This is a genomic window from Ectopseudomonas composti (assembly GCF_900115475.1).
Taxonomy (GTDB): Bacteria; Pseudomonadota; Gammaproteobacteria; order Pseudomonadales; family Pseudomonadaceae; genus Aquipseudomonas; species Aquipseudomonas composti.
The window spans coordinates 54,234-68,919 of the sequence record NZ_FOWP01000002.1 but is presented as its reverse complement, the minus strand read 5'-3'; the positions used below and the strand labels follow the sequence as shown (position 1 = coordinate 68,919).

Annotated in this window: 10 protein-coding genes; 4 read left to right on the top strand and 6 right to left on the bottom strand. The window is 53.2% G+C overall.

Features of this window, described 5'->3' with window-relative positions:
- Positions 1 to 10: 10 nt before the first annotated feature.
- On the top strand, positions 11 to 721 hold the full coding sequence (locus BM059_RS04020) for a YgjP family zinc-dependent metalloprotease (RefSeq protein WP_074936902.1): 711 nt from the start codon (positions 11 to 13) through the stop codon (positions 719 to 721).
- An 86-nt stretch (positions 722 to 807) separates the two neighbouring features.
- Here the strand turns inward: BM059_RS04020 and BM059_RS04015 are convergent, their stop codons facing one another.
- Positions 808 to 4,749, bottom strand: coding sequence for a reverse transcriptase domain-containing protein (locus tag BM059_RS04015; RefSeq protein ID WP_074936900.1), 3,942 nt, complete (start codon positions 4,747 to 4,749; stop codon positions 808 to 810).
- Positions 4,750 to 5,082: 333 nt separating this feature from the next.
- Here BM059_RS04015 and BM059_RS04005 point away from each other — a divergent pair, with 333 nt between their 5' ends.
- Entirely contained in the window at positions 5,083 to 7,026 is a 1,944-nt protein-coding gene (locus BM059_RS04005) for an ATP-binding protein (protein ID WP_074936897.1), read from the top strand.
- Positions 7,027 to 7,620: 594 nt separating this feature from the next.
- Here BM059_RS04005 and BM059_RS25150 read toward each other — a convergent pair.
- The 4 genes from BM059_RS25150 to BM059_RS03990 form a co-directional block, all read right to left on the bottom strand.
- Positions 7,621 to 8,151 carry a hypothetical protein gene (locus tag BM059_RS25150; RefSeq protein WP_139220704.1) on the bottom strand — a complete coding sequence of 177 codons (531 nt, stop codon included), beginning with the start codon at positions 8,149 to 8,151 and terminating at the stop codon, positions 7,621 to 7,623.
- A complete protein-coding gene (locus BM059_RS04000) occupies positions 8,148 to 8,900 on the bottom strand; it encodes a hypothetical protein (RefSeq protein WP_139220703.1) in 753 nt (250 codons plus the stop codon). Before BM059_RS04000 ends, BM059_RS25150 begins: the two co-directional genes overlap by 4 nt.
- A 206-nt stretch (positions 8,901 to 9,106) precedes the next feature.
- Complete coding sequence (locus BM059_RS03995; protein ID WP_074936893.1) at positions 9,107 to 10,312, bottom strand: MBL fold metallo-hydrolase; 1,206 nt, start codon at positions 10,310 to 10,312, stop codon at positions 9,107 to 9,109.
- 122 nt (positions 10,313 to 10,434) lie between these two features.
- Entirely contained in the window at positions 10,435 to 11,460 is a 1,026-nt protein-coding gene (locus BM059_RS03990) for a PDDEXK family nuclease (protein ID WP_083413225.1), read from the bottom strand.
- Between the two features lie 478 nt (positions 11,461 to 11,938).
- On the opposite strand from BM059_RS03990, the gene BM059_RS03985 reads away from it, so the two are divergent.
- Both BM059_RS03985 and BM059_RS03980 read left to right on the top strand, forming a co-directional pair.
- Complete coding sequence (locus tag BM059_RS03985) at positions 11,939 to 12,820, top strand: hypothetical protein (protein WP_139220701.1); 882 nt, start codon at positions 11,939 to 11,941, stop codon at positions 12,818 to 12,820.
- Between the two features lie 102 nt (positions 12,821 to 12,922).
- Positions 12,923 to 14,125 carry an ankyrin repeat domain-containing protein gene (locus BM059_RS03980; protein ID WP_139220700.1) on the top strand — a complete coding sequence of 401 codons (1,203 nt, stop codon included), beginning with the start codon at positions 12,923 to 12,925 and terminating at the stop codon, positions 14,123 to 14,125.
- A 75-nt stretch (positions 14,126 to 14,200) separates the two neighbouring features.
- On the opposite strand, the gene BM059_RS03975 is transcribed toward BM059_RS03980, so the two are convergent.
- Positions 14,201 to 14,581, bottom strand: coding sequence for a helix-turn-helix transcriptional regulator (locus BM059_RS03975; RefSeq protein ID WP_074936887.1), 381 nt, complete (start codon positions 14,579 to 14,581; stop codon positions 14,201 to 14,203).
- Positions 14,582 to 14,686 lie beyond the last annotated feature (105 nt).

The following is a 14,686-nucleotide window of genomic DNA, read 5'->3' as shown; positions in this document are numbered from 1 at the left end:
GGCGTTACCCATGCCAGTCTTGAATTACGGCCAAACGGCTATCGAGTGGTACTTCCAGCTCGATAGTAAACTCAAGCGCCACTACGTGACCGTGGAACGGGGTCGTCCCGTGCTTTTGCGTGGGCCGCTAGTGGATGAGCCTGAGCAAGAAGCTTTGGTGCTGCGCCGTGCACGCTGGATTCGTGAAAAGCTGGCACAGGTGAATCAGCCCCTGGCCAGCGAACCCATCGTGACGGGCAGTCGCCTACGCTATGCCGGGCGTACGTACTTCACCGAGGTACGGCATACGCCGGACATCCTGAAACCCCGACTCACCTTCACAGCATCACGCTTCATCGTGGATAGCCCAGATGCGGCGAGCATCCTGCCCGACGTGCTGATGCCATTGCTTGAGCGGTTCTACCGGGATCGTGCTCATGAGAAGTTGTTGGTACGAGTCCGTCACTGGCAGCGAGAAACCGGGCTTCAGGCAAATGGTGCTCGAATCCGCCACTTCCAAAGCCGCTGGGCCAGCTGCGATGCGAACAACACCCTGGAATTTCATCCTCGGGTTATGGAACTACCTACCAGCGTGCAGGACTATGTCATCGTCCATGAGCTATGTCACACGGTGGAAAAGAACCACACCAAAGCATTCTGGGCACTGGTGGCCGGCCATATGCCTGATTGGCAGCGGCAACATCAGGTGTTGGAGCGGGCGGTGTTTGGGGATGCGGTTTGATCATTCGCCCAGTTTTTTTGTAGACACTGGCCCCATGCGCATTGGACTACCCCCGCTCCGGTAGACATCCCCGGGCTATGCCCCAGTCAAAAAGGCCTTCCCTTGTAGCCTGCCGGCGCAGTCTTTAACTGTTTTGGTGACCTCACCGGTTTAGTCGACTTGAAGGGAGCGGGATCAAGCTCGAATACGCTCACTGCAACCTGATTATTACCGTGGGTATGCGCAACCAGACGATCATGTTTCGGAAGTGGTACTTGAGCAGTGGAGCCCCCAAACTCTCCGGAATTGGCAAGCACCACAGGTTGGTACATATGGAAATGCAACGCCGCAACCATGTTGTCAAAGGTCTGCACATCTTGATTCAGGGCCGCAACCAGGAACACGTCTGAGCGATCCCTGAGGTCCGCAACTAAATCAAGATCAGTAGCGTCATAGCAGATTGCCGCGGCGAGACGTGTCGGTGACGTCGTACCGACCGGCAACTCCACTAGGGTCACGTGCGGTCGATACCCCTTGATTCCCATTTGCTGTTCAAGCTTCATTGGATGGAGCTTCCCTTGCCACACATACTGGATACTGCGGCCATGATCCGGTGCATCCGTACGTATCAACCACAAGCCCTGATTGATCGGACCTCCGCACTTATCAGAGTGCATGAAGGTTAACCCCGCAAAGATATTTGCCTTGAGCTTGTCAGAGAGACGTCGCAGAAAGAACACATGCTCGGGATGCACTGCCAGCTCGGGGAAAAGGATTACATCTATGGTGGGAGCCTCGCTTTCTCCCTCTTGCAGCGGCCTTGCTGAGGCCCATGCACGCAACTTAGCGTGAGCCAGACGGCAAACCTCAGCGAGGTGGCGTCGATGCTGAGACAACATTGCCGGAGTCCAATGCGTAGGATCCTTGGTATCGAAGTCATCCATCTTCGGGCGAAGGGTTTGGACAATCGCTACGCGCAAGGGACGATCAACAAGCAGGCCATTGTCACTAGTGGGAAGCACATAGATTGGCGTCTTACTCCTTTCCCCATACAAAGCGCGCTGTACCGCAATACGTTTCTCCAAGAGCGCCAACAACTCACCCGGCGTACGCACCGCAGAGACAGGGGCCGCATCGTTTGCCTTGAACTCAATCCCCGGCCACTGGAGCAAAGTGGAAAGGAAACCCGACAGCCAAGGGGATACCGGTGCAGGCTCATCCATCAATCCGCTAACAGAATTGAGCATCCCGAAACGTCGCTTATACCAACTACTCCGAATTCCTCTATAGCGTCCAACTTCCTCGGTCACAAGAAAGCGACGGCTTGTGAAATCAAACTCCCCAGTTAGGGCAGATCGAAGGACTCTTCCCAACCCATAAAGCCAGGCCCCCTCCTTACTAACCCACTCAGGCCGCTCATACAGCGGATTTGCCGGCCCCTCACCTTCAGCCAGACTGACCTCTAGAAACCCAGCGTCCTCAGGTAGCGCATGAATACTGGGCCAGTCAGCACATTTCAAAACAATATCGACTGGACTGAGACCGGCCGATAGGCGCTCCTCGATACGCGGAACGCTCAGCAAGGCCTTGGCGAGCATAAGAAGTCCATTCTCCTGCCCAAAAACATTGAATGGGTCCTGCATGACCCGCAACAACGGGCGAGATGGCAGAGCACGTCCATCCTTTTGCTTGCTGGAGCTTATGCGGTTAATTTCCACGAGAGATTGTGGAACAAACTCTCTCCACTTAGGAGGGCGGCCACCGCGCTTGCCTATCGCTTCAAGTAGTAGGTCAGGCCTCTCAAGAGCAACCGTGTTCACGATTTCTTGGAGCAGAACCTCATCCTGAGTGGCACGGAGCCCCTCGGACAACCAGACACCAAAACGACGTGAGTTCGGATGCATTTGCTGTGTAACGAGTGCTGATGGAAGTATTTCCAGCAAGTCCCTGGATGCCGTAGGTTCGAACAACATTGCCCTTCGAAGCTTGTTGTAGGCGGCTCCTAGCGAAGGCTCTGCAACAGCATTTACAGCCAGGCCACAGTCCCCGATTGAAGCCAAATAAAGAAACGCCTGCTGCAACAAGTACCATGGCGAATCAGCTCGCTCGATGACGACTCTCCTGGCAAAGACACCTAGCTCTTCCCTATAGCCCTGAATATCGATTGCCTCCGGGTAGTCCTCCATATCCCGAAAGCCTGTCTCGACAACGCCAGCACGCAGCAGATCAGCGGCAACATATTCAGCAGCCCGGACCTCACGTAACTGCTCTGGCTTGAGCCAGCTGGGCGTCACGTCATAAAGCTTTGAGTTCAGTGCTTCCAAGACCGGTGCGAGCAGTCGGGGATGAGGAAACAAGTCAAGCCCACATCGCAGCAGCAAGACCAAGGCAGGGTTCTCAGCCCAGCACTTTATGAGCTTGCGAGCTGTCGACTCGAACTCATGCGCAAGCGCCATTCCATTTGTTACACGTTCGCCAAGAGACTCCCCTGTGTCGTCCGGCGCACTGACGTCAGTCATGGCAAGACGCTGCCTCATTAACTCGGCAAGTCGGGTTGCTACGAATCGCTTGACCGTATCGTCTCGAACATCTGTGGCCGGTGCCGCAATTGTTGCCAACCGGAGCCTCGACCTAGGCGGTTCCTGCGATCCCTCAATCTGATCCGATATCCACAGCAACCCCTCAAGACCACCGGCAGCCTGCGCTAGTGACTCAAGGTCGAAAGTGCCACTAAGCTCCGCTCCGAGAACACTCATCAGCGTCGAGACATTGTTCTGCGCAGACATGGAGCGATATGGAGTGACTGAGCACTTACCTTCGGAAAGGCTAATTTCCTTGCTGGTACCGAGACGTGCGCAATGCTCCTTGAGTTGCTCCAAGATGAACGTCTTGATCGGTTCCAGCAGGGACGCATAGCTCGGTGCCTCAACGACAACTCTGATGTCATCAACATAGCGGCAATAGTCGAGTACTTTGATGCCATCACTTACCTCATGTGCTTCCTTCGAGGCCTTGTCGACAGCTCTATCGAAGCCAATCAGGTATGCGTTGGCCAGAAATCCCGATGCAACCAGCCCCTGAGGTAATCCAAGCTCAAGTTCCTTGCTTTCTGTCTCGTTGAATAACTCCGCGTGGACAATGTCACCACCACGCCAATGCCAATCCATGATCCTGGCAGTCTTATCCCAGAAATCTTGGTCAGCTCCACTCTCAGCCTGGAGGTGGAAGTCTTGCCGGTACTCAGCCTCCAGGCGTTGCAATTCCGCCAACAGCGCCCGGCGATCCACTCGATCATAAAAGGCCTTCAAATCTAGGGAGACGACAAATAGCTCCCGCCCTTTTGGTAGGCGCGGCGAGAACTCTGCACAAACCTGGCGAGGACGAGACAAGAATGCTCGATAGTCTTGAAAATACTTGCGGTAGGTTTGGCTATTGCCCCAGGAAAAATGAGCCCTGGCTTGCGTACCGCCGGTCTCGGACCAGCGACAGTGGAGACGGTTGCCATAGCTGGCCAGACCGCAGTCCCGCGCTTTCATTGCATCTATCTCATCCGGGTTTCCCTGCGCTGTCTCAATGGACTCCGCAAGGCACATCATCACGGCTGTCGCCAATGACTGATCCCTGATAGAAATGTGAGCCAAAGGTCGCAGTTTTTGCAGCCCTGGCGAGGCTGTCGGCTCCCCAGCATCTTGATCCGCACAGGGTCTCCATTCGTTAAACAGCGAATCTAGATCGTTAAAAGGAGTATCTAGCAGCTCCTCGATAGTCAAACCAGGATTTGAACGAAACTCCCATTTTCCATTCTTAGGAGCTGGTACCAATTTGAGATCTTCCGGCAGAAAACCGGGGTCACCTATAGCCTGACTCCACTCCTTGAGTTGGCGCTCCAGATTGATAGTGGAACTGTCGAGTTCCAAAACGTCAGCATATGAGTTATGCCGACGAATGAAGCCCTGGGATTTCTTCCAAGCCTGTGCCAGTACGACAATGTCCTGAAGGGTCTTACCCTGGGGGAGCAGGGTTTGATAATTCACATTGATAATGGACATCTTCTCTCTCTTCGTTAACTGGACACAGCTAATCAAGGCCGATCAAAAGCAAGCTTGGGTAGCAACGAGAGAGACACTAGGTGACATTGATCCCTCGCAGAATCGAAGGAAAAGCCATCCCTGGGTTACGCTACATGCCACCAATGCGATGGCCATCATCATCGTTCGGCAGACCATGGACGTAAAGGCAAAGTGCTTCAATAATGTATTACGGCTGCCCCTGCGTACGCCACAGCTCCCACTATTTGCTGCACTACTCCGGAGGAGTCGCATAGTATCTGCCGGTAAGCAAGGCGTGGAATCGGTTAAATAAGCCTAAGGACGATAAGCAGCATGGAGCAACGATCTCTTCTCTACGATGCCCGCTTTCTCGAAAGCTACGCGGGTGCCATCGTCACCGACCCAGCAACCGCAATCGTCGAGCTGGTCGCCAACTGCTGGGATGCCTACGCCACCCAGGTGGAGATTGCCTGGCCGGCAGCTGATTCAGGTCGACAATTTAGGATCAAAGACAACGGCCACGGGATGACCCGTGACGAGTTCCAGCACATATGGCGCACCATTGCCTATAACCGACTCTCGGTACAAGGTGCAGTCGCCGCACCTCCTCAAGGTGTTGAAGGCTTGCTTCGTCCGGTATTTGGTAAGAATGGCAAGGGACGGTTCGCCAGTTTCTGCTTTGCCGATGAATATCTGATCACTTCACGCAAGAATGGCCAGGAGTTCGTCTGCCGTGTCCATAGAACGCTGACCGAGCCACTGGTGCTGGAAGAAATATCCTTCACGGCTGAGGGCGTCAAAGGTCACGGCACTGAGATCATTGGTAACGGCAGCATCCCTCCTCTGAGGTTTAGCGAAGAGCAAGCCCGCGAGCTGATCGGCAGTCGCTTTCTGGCGAACCCAGCGTTCACGGTTTCGATCAATGGAAGCCCAATCACCTTCAGGGACATCCCTGAGTTGCTGTCCAGCGAGGAGATTGAAATCCCTGATCTAGGGAAAGTGACCATCCTGCATATCGATACCAAAAAGGCAGATCGAACCACCAAGCAGCATGGCATAGCCTGGTGGGTGCAGAACCGTGCCGTTGGCGACTGCAAATGGAGTCGCAGCGACTACGAGCGCGTGCTCGATGGCCGCACGTCCGAAGCCAAGCGCTTCACCTTCATCGTCCAGGCCGACTTCCTGAACCAGCATGACGCAGTCACCCCTGACTGGAGCGGATTCAAGGACGACAACCAGGCCTGGCGCATCACCCGCGAAGCTGTTCAGGACCGCATCCGGCAGATCATTCACGGCAGTGGTGAAAGTGAGCGCGAAGCCAAGCGTGCAGCGGTTTTTGAGCGTGTCGGCAATACCGTCAACACCCTCTCCCCCATCAGCAAGGACCGCGTCGAAGCCTTCATTGACGAAGTGGTAGAAACCTGCCCCAACTTTGGCGAACAGGAGATTGTTCAGCTCTCCACGATCCTGGCCAAGCTGGAAAAGGCGAAGTCACGCTATGGCCTGCTCGATCTCTTGCATAAATGCGAGCCCAACGATTACGACACCCTGCACACCATCCTCTCCGAATGGACGGTCAGCATGGCCAAGCTCGTGCTCGACGAGATCCAGAATCGCCTGAAACTCATCGGAGAGCTTCGCACCAAGATTCAGGTCGCCGGGATCGACGAAGTGCACGAATTGCAACCGTTGTTCGAGCGCGGCTTATGGATGTTCGGTGCCCAGTTCGAGTCCATCGAATTCACCTCCAACAAGGGCATGACCTCCGTCATCCGCCAACTGTTCGGCGACAGCCAGGGTAAGGGCAGCCGCAACCGCCCGGACTTTGTCGCCCTGCCAGATTGCAGCGTCAGCTTCTATGCCAGATCGTCCTACGACGAGGACTACAACGAGAATGGTGCGGCGCACGTCGTGATCGTGGACCTCAAAACTACCGAACTGCCGCTCGGCTCCCGTGAAAAGGATCAGGTTTGGAAGTACGTGAAAGAACTGAAAGCGAAGGGACATATTCGTCAGCACACACGGGTGGATGGCTTCATTCTCGGCAGTATCATCGAACAAGGTGAAGATGATCCGACCTCCCATGGCGAGGAGGTCAAGATCATTCCCATGCTCTACGACACCATCCTCACCCGAGCCGAAAAGCGCCTTCTGAACCTTTACTCTAGAGTCCAAGACGCTCCATTCCTGCTCGAACAGCAAGAGCAACTCGCTAGCTTTCTAAAGCCGGTGCCAGTTCGCCAGGGCGATCTAATGGTTGAGGCGGATCCGCAGTAGTTGGGAAGCTTATATTTTTACTGCCAGACTGAGTATCGACTGACTCGTATGACAAGAGTTCTCTGGCATCATCAGGGGTCCGCTTGGACAACCTATGTGCTTTCCAGAGCTTGCGAGAACACTAGAACAAAAAAATCAGCGAGAATGAGTGGAGGGAATGCCATTGCTAATGGCAAGAAAAGCGCCCAACAGGCACTAGTAAGCGAATACCACTCCTGTGTTGCTCGGATTATAGCTCAATCAGATCTATATCCTGCGTAACCTGCTAACTCGTGATAGCGCTACTTGGAATGGCTTCGTTAACCGCAAGCAACTGCGCGACTGCGTGAACTTTCTGAACAAGCCGGAACCGCTAAAAATCGAACTAATGATGGATAGTACAAGCGTTAATCTGGAGCGATGTATGCTACCCAGCAGTTAACATATAGCCGACCACTAAGGCATCAGCACATCACCTAACACTCCAAAAATAAGGCATCCTCAGCCTATCACCCATACAATATCTTCGCGATCAAATTTTATAGCTTGCACCTCCATAGCACCTTGCAGGCTAAATTAGTAGACATGCAATTACGACAGCAAGCCCGACGACAACTATTGCCACGAGCTTGCTTGAGACTTTTTTCCTAAAGGCATCCAGTCTGGTTTGTTAACCGCCTTTAGCAATTTTTCGCTGGAAAATGTACTAGCACGAGCCCCCAAACGAACAGCTTTAAGCATCAATTCAATGTTTCGCTTAGAGCCATCATCCATAGACTCAAAATTTGACATGTAGCCGAAAATTTCAGCACCAGCATTACAATTCAACTCTGGAGGAAATATTGCATTTTCACTACCGTCCAAATATTGGAGATTCGTGAGCATTACAGTTCTCCCCCCCCTATCACGCCCAGAGCGCATCGAGCAGGCGAAGACACTCATACCATCAGCAAGCCTGGCATACTGTGCATATGCAAATTTATCGCTAGGATTCTCACGCAGCACAGACTCTGGAATACCGAGAACAAAACACGGCGGTAACAAGTTGAGATCTATTCGCTCATGAACTGGCCCAATATCAGCCCCTTCCAAAGCTTGGATTACCCCCGACTGCTCGGTATCCGGTAAAAGCCATAAGCTTCTCATTTCTGATTAACCTTACTAAAAACCGTGCTCAGTACATCGACGAAAAAAACATCAAAAAGGTAGTCATCGATCATGCTAATCGGTGATATACCTACAATCGACGCGGACCGTGCACCAAGAATTTTCCTGGCGATATCATGAATCCGATCTGACTCATCCTTGAGTACGTCAAGGATATGCTGCCTCTGATCCTCAAGACTCCCAGTAAAATCTAGTTCGTCCACCTTGTTCATGAGAATCTGCACAACCACTCCCGCCTTGAAATCGCGGAATTTCTCTGCCATCCATCTAAAGTCGCCCCTAATTCTATCCAGCGTACTACTTGGCTCCTCTTTCAATTGCTTGATATCAACCAAGTAGAAAATCACGTCGGCGCCAGCACATGCTTGAGCCCAAACTCGGTCCCGCTCATCATGCTCCCCACCTACATTGATGGATTTCTTGCAGTTAAACTCAACAGGACTTCCATCACCCAACCTCCAGGAGAACTTGAAGTCCCCAACCTCGTCGGCTCCCCGCGTCTGAATATACTCGGCCGGAGGCTGCTCCTTCTTGATGCGGCTAAACATGCTGTTTTTGCCAGATGCAGTAGGTCCTATTATCGCAATAGTTTTTCCGTACCACCAAGATTTCAGGCTCTTCACGAAGCTCGGCGTTCTCTTGGCCGCGTCTTTGAGGAGATCCTTTATAAGCCCGCCAAGAACACCTTTAAAAATACCGGCAATCATTCCTTCTTTTTCCTTCGCCAATTTACTTTCTCCAAGCCTTCGTCACGAGAGTGAAACGGCCAAAATTCCTACATCTATGAGCACGCTGTCGTGCATCTCCCTTACTGCCCCCAACCGGGGTCTGTCCCTGTCGAGACTCACACCAGGGGGACACATAAAGGCGGAAAGCAGTTGACCAATACGTCAAATTACGCGCAGCGGTGCAGCCTGATTCAGCAATAGCTAGTTCATAGCACGGCGCGCACACCAAAACCGCTAGAAGGACACTCACTGACATGATGCCAACCTTGGACACCCAAATAAGTCCGCACCTGCTCGTAGACATGGGAATGTGGATGCCCGTATTGATTACGCCCGGCCGCCACGATACAGGTGCTCAGATTCGAGAAGCCTGGTACGAGAGCGGGGTGGAAGCTCAACTCTGAACCGTGATGCGGCAACACCAGAACGCTCACACGATCTCGCAGGTGATGGTAGTAATTCAGCAGCGCGAAAAGCCTTCGCCCCGCAGCAAGGTGAGCGTCGCCTGTCATTAGCCAGCCGACCTCTGCCCGCGAGAGGGCTGGCGCCCCAACTCGCCAATGACTGTACGACTGTTGCTGGCTGATGATCCTAGGCGATGCCTGCGGCCCAGCGTAAAGCGACATAGAGACCTTATTGTGATCAAGCCACAACCTGTCATAACACTCTCTCAGCACGGCACGCCCCTGCTCATTACGTGCATGCCGTGCGATAGCCTGGCGCGTCAACGCTCTACCGAAGACAGCCTTCAACTCATTGACGAAGCGCTGCATCCGCCTTTCTGAAGGCTTATGTGCGTAGGGCACAAGCAACCAGTCAAGCCCCTGACCATTTGCAGCAACGCCCACCGCCGCTCCTGTCGGAAAATGCTGCACAGTTCCATGCTTCACGGACCGCTGTTTAGAGACGGGTTGAGTCCACCGCACATTGAGGCGAGAAGTATCTTCCCTTGATAGGCCCTCGCCATCCGACTCCAGTAATTGCCACTCGGCCAGTTGCTGATTTTCCTCGACTGAATGAATGAAGCTCACAGTACTAACGCCACGGGCAATTAGCCATTTCGCCGGATCAGTCACAAACTCCAGAAAGGTCCCAGACAACGCACCAGTCGCCGCATTCTGAGCCACAATCAGTGCAAACTCAGTGGCGCTCAGATAGGGAAGAACCACCTCAGCCACCGTGGTTGCCGCTAGCAGACGGTCAACCCCACTGACATGGTCACTGTCCAAGTGGGAGAGAAACAGCAGATCAATCGTCCCTTGAGCTGCGACAGCGAGAATCTCTTCGTTGAGGCGATCTTGCTGGTTGGAGCCACAGTCATAGACCCAGCGCAAAACCGAGTCTCCCACCTGAAGCTGACCGCTGAATAGCCCGCCTTGTCCGACGGGATGCTGAATCATGGTGACGTCCATGCGTAGTTCTTCCTTATGTTGAATAGCCTTAAATCTGTTGCGGCCAACTAAATTCAGCGCCACTCGACCAGTTCATCTCAAAAGCAGATCCACCTGAACGAGAGGGCATGTAGAGACTGGAATTAGGCGTTGCGTGCAGCCCACACGCCCTGAATCGCATCCCGCATTTCTTCCGAGGCGTTGAACACTGTCTGGCGAAAACGGTTGCTAGCCCCAGTCAATGCATTGATTTCGTAGGCCTTGGGCGCCCGTGACGACCAGCTTTCCGGATCTAGCAACGACCACTCAAACTGGAGCGGGACAAAGAACTGCTCGTCCACATCTCCTTCATAGTCGGTGGCCTGTACACCACCAGTTGCCTTGCCTTTGGCAATTACCCCAACTCCTGTGTGATACAGGAACACAGTCGATCCCTTTCCGATCTTCCGCACCGCGTTCTTACGGTCATAGTAAGCCGCCGCTTTTCCTTTCTTGCCGTCGCCGAGCATGTCGCGCCAGGCATCGTCCATGTAGGTACGGTTGGTGTTGACGATGAAGATGCCGGGGTTAGCCTCCATCAACAGATCCAGTTCGGGGTTGTACGTGTCGAACTGAATGAATGGCTTACCTCCCACCCTGTAAAGCTTGTAGGTCAAGCTGTCGATGTGGACGCCTTTTTTCGACCAGTACTGAATGGCCTCCAAGGTGTCACGATCCACACCATTGGTTACCACAACAAATCGTTGGTCTTGATTGAACTCCTGCTCTTTCAGCGGCGCTTCAAGCCCAAAGTACTCTTGGTGCCGAGCACTCAAGGCCCCCTGCAAGCGTTGCTGCCTCTGCACCATCGTCTCCAGCTGAGCGTAGGTGTAACGGCCAAATTTCTGGCCATAGCGCATGACCTGGAGCAGGTTCTCCGCACTCGATTGCCACCGTTTCAGCTCGAAGATGAAAAGAGTACCTTTACGGTCCAGTGCCAGAATATCGGCCTCTTCTTGGAACTGCCGCTCTTGAGCCAGCAGCATGAGCTGTTCTTCGGGAATCAACTCAACAAGGTGAGAAGCCAAGAACTCCTCAATATGCTTTTCGCTAATCCCTAGGGCATCCGGGCGTTCGATAGGGACTCGACGACTGTCGACTAGGGCCTGCACAGTCAGCTCATAAAGCATTGGGGCTAATCCTTAACGCCGCGATCTCCGGCGACAATGATAAAGGGATATGCAAGTAAAGCCGCCCACTTGGTCAGCATCTCGGGCGGAACGAATGCTACTATAATGCCATCATACTGACTTGCTTTAGCAAGCAAGCTCGAACCGCCAGTCGCCTAAAACCTATCATCCCGAAAACTCGTAAATGTTCTCGGTAGTCTGTCGTGCGCTACGTCGAGCTGGACGGGATGATCTCTTCGGTGCCGCTCATGGCACATCATCAGGAGAGCAATCATGACCCAGCAACCTAAGACAACCTCGCCCACCCCAATGACTAGCGAGGCAGCGGCCCGAATCCATTCCAGTGAGGCAAAGGGTAATGGCGGCCAGGTATCCAAAGACAGTTTTACAGCAAGGGCGACTCGTGCGGCTGAAAAGAACAAACGCTGATTAAGGAAAACGCGGGGCTTATGCCCCGCATCTTCACTAGGGACACCCAATGTTCTCCAGAAGTCCTTTGCCCAAACTCGGAGAAGTGCTTCGCCACGTCATTACCGATGCCGGCCTGCGTCCGCTCTTGAACGAGCGAGGCATGGATAAAGGCCTAGACGACGCGGCTGTCGAGGCCCGCCCTGAATCCACCGCAGAACTGATCGCCGAGATTGAACAGCAGCTACTCAAAGCCGTGCACGCAGAGTGTGGCCCCTCTTGGCATCAGTGGTTGGACGCCGCTTGGCGTCACACCCGCACAACGATACAAACCCTTGTGCAGAACATTGATGAAATGTCTTGGGCTGATGAGGACGGCCAAGAGCTGTACCGGGAGACGATTCAACTGCCGTTGTGCAGGGGCCTTCTCCAGTCGGCTCAACGTCAGATGTCAGGGCCGCCCCTAAATAACCTGTGCGCGTCCCCCTTCCATACTTGGGTTGAATGGCTTTCTGCGCAGTTGGCGATTGAGCAGGCAACCCTGCTAGAGCGTCTAGAATCCTGCCTCGGCGTTGACATACGTAGCTTGCAACGCTGGCTACAAGGCAAGCCAATCAAAAAAAGCTTCTGGCCGCTCCGAAAGAAAGTAGAAGCGTGTGTAGATCGTGCTCTGTCCGAACGGCAAGTCGAGCTAAGTACAGGCTGGCTGATCGTGGCGATTACCCTGCAAAACATCCCTACCGTTCTGCGAGTAGCCATAAGCCAATCGCTCCAATATTCCCCCCCATCGCTTGATGATGTCATCAACTCCTTTGCTCAACGCGAAGCGCAGTGGGCTTTTCACGGTATTCGTAAAAAGGCCATACCGCTCATCATTGAAATCGAAGAGTTATTTGCGTCGACGGCAGCGCATGCGGACACCATTCAACTGAACCTTCAACAGCTGCAATAGCTGATCCGACAAGGCACAGAACAAGAGCAAGCGCAGCTCCAATACCAGCACGACTGGCTGAGTGCGCGACTAGCTGCTTTCACTCGTCCTCACAGTGAAGCCGTGACGCTATACCTGCGAGCAGTCGAGCAGGCTTGGTGGCGAAAAGGCGCTAATCAGAAGGCACTGCTCACAGAGGCACTGCTTTTCGCTGTTGGTGCTGGCGAGCAGCGTGTCGCAAAACACTTCTGGGACAAGACCTTTTTACTAGGCATCAACCACTGGCCAAAACGCCCATTTGATGAGCAACAACGCCGAAGCCTCGCCTTGGCCTTTGAGCATCGCTTCCAACCATTAAAAGCACATGATCGCGTACCGCCGGCCCTGGAAATGGCGGTTCTGGAAAGCCCCTTTCGCGTCACAAGCGAAGCTCTTGAGGCTCCAAACCGAAAAGTTAAATACGCCGATGGGCGCACACGACGAACACCGCTTATGCAGGCGGTCATGATGGGCACACTGGATGACGTAAAGGCTCTCTTGGAACGTGGCGGAGACCCGAACGACTATATCCCCGAGTCAGGTGAAGGACCGATCAGTTATGCCATGCGCCGAGCTTGCGACCAGAAAGATCCCGCCATCATGAATCACTTACTAAGCGCGGGACTGTCCGTCGAAACGGTAAACCGCCACGCCTCCACAAAAAAAGAGACTCCGATGAAATGGGCCATAGAAATGGCTGACGCTACTGCTGTCGAACAACTACTACAACTGGGTGCCCAGACTGAAATATCCTGCGGATATCAGGCTTCGGCGCTGTGCTATGCAATGGCACTATTCCACCACAGCAAACGTCCAGAAACCGCATTCGCTATCGAGCAAGAACTTTATTTGAACGGCAAGACTCGCGGTGATGCGTATGATGCAAAAGAAGGTGTCGCAGTGGACGTTGACCTACCGAGCCGCCGTCGTTCCATGCTCAAAATGATGCAAATCCCCCATTACCGAGATCTATTCCAAGCCACTAGGGAATACTATTCCCGCCCTCTGGAAGACAGACGTCAAGTCATCGAAGTCCTACTCAAGCACGGTGCCAACCCAAATCGTCGCTACCGAGTTCAACCGGAGCATCTAGCCGAGTGGACCCCAACACTATTCGCCGCAGAAATTGGAGATCTAGCTCTGTTTAAACTCCTGCTAAGCTATGGCGGCGACGCTGCACTACCCCTCATACCCAGCGATAGTCCATTGCAGACCTATGATGCGCTATGGGTAGCCGTAGACCATGACCGCAGAGAGATTGTGCAATATCTAACGCAAAGGGTTTGATTGGATATCTATCGCTAGAAAATCATGTGCACAGTGGTCTTTCCCGAACTGAGTGGATACTGATTCAAGATTGAGCTACCTCTTCCCCTCAATCAGGGCCCATGGATCTGCGATCAGGTCATCATGGCTGGTACCCAGCCCCTCGATATCTGATGAATCCACAGCCCGGGAGAGACTTTCTCCAACTGTAGATTTGCTGGCCAACAAAGCCCGTGATGGATCGGTGGAAATAGCTAAAACTTTTCTGACCGCACCTAACGTCTCTTTAGGAATAAGCATCAGTTCGGCGTCCAGCGCCTCAGCAATCTTATCCAACGTAATCAGGCTTGGATTCCCGCTTTTTTCAATTTTTTCATATTGCTGACGATTGATACCTGCTAGCAGAGTCATGTCAGAAGATCGAATCTTCAAGGCTTTTCTGCGCCTAAGAATCTGATCAAGCAATGTTGTTCTCATCGGAAACCTTACCTTGCAACTGCAATAACCACTTGAAAATCCGCTACAGGTCGCTTAATCCGCATCCGCCTACGCAGCATATATGATGCAATTCGCGTATTTTGA

Coding starts and splice junctions, on each gene's coding strand:
- BM059_RS04020 (WP_074936902.1), top strand. CDS start 11: ATGCCAGTCTTGAATTACGGCCAAACGGCTATCGAGTGGTACTTCCAG.
- BM059_RS04015 (WP_074936900.1), bottom strand. CDS start 4,749: ATGTCCATTATCAATGTGAATTATCAAACCCTGCTCCCCCAGGGTAAG.
- BM059_RS04005 (WP_074936897.1), top strand. CDS start 5,083: ATGGAGCAACGATCTCTTCTCTACGATGCCCGCTTTCTCGAAAGCTAC.
- BM059_RS25150 (WP_139220704.1), bottom strand. CDS start 8,151: ATGAGAAGCTTATGGCTTTTACCGGATACCGAGCAGTCGGGGGTAATC.
- BM059_RS03995 (WP_074936893.1), bottom strand. CDS start 10,312: ATGGACGTCACCATGATTCAGCATCCCGTCGGACAAGGCGGGCTATTC.
- BM059_RS03990 (WP_083413225.1), bottom strand. CDS start 11,460: ATGCTTTATGAGCTGACTGTGCAGGCCCTAGTCGACAGTCGTCGAGTC.
- BM059_RS03985 (WP_139220701.1), top strand. CDS start 11,939: ATGTTCTCCAGAAGTCCTTTGCCCAAACTCGGAGAAGTGCTTCGCCAC.
- BM059_RS03975 (WP_074936887.1), bottom strand. CDS start 14,581: ATGAGAACAACATTGCTTGATCAGATTCTTAGGCGCAGAAAAGCCTTG.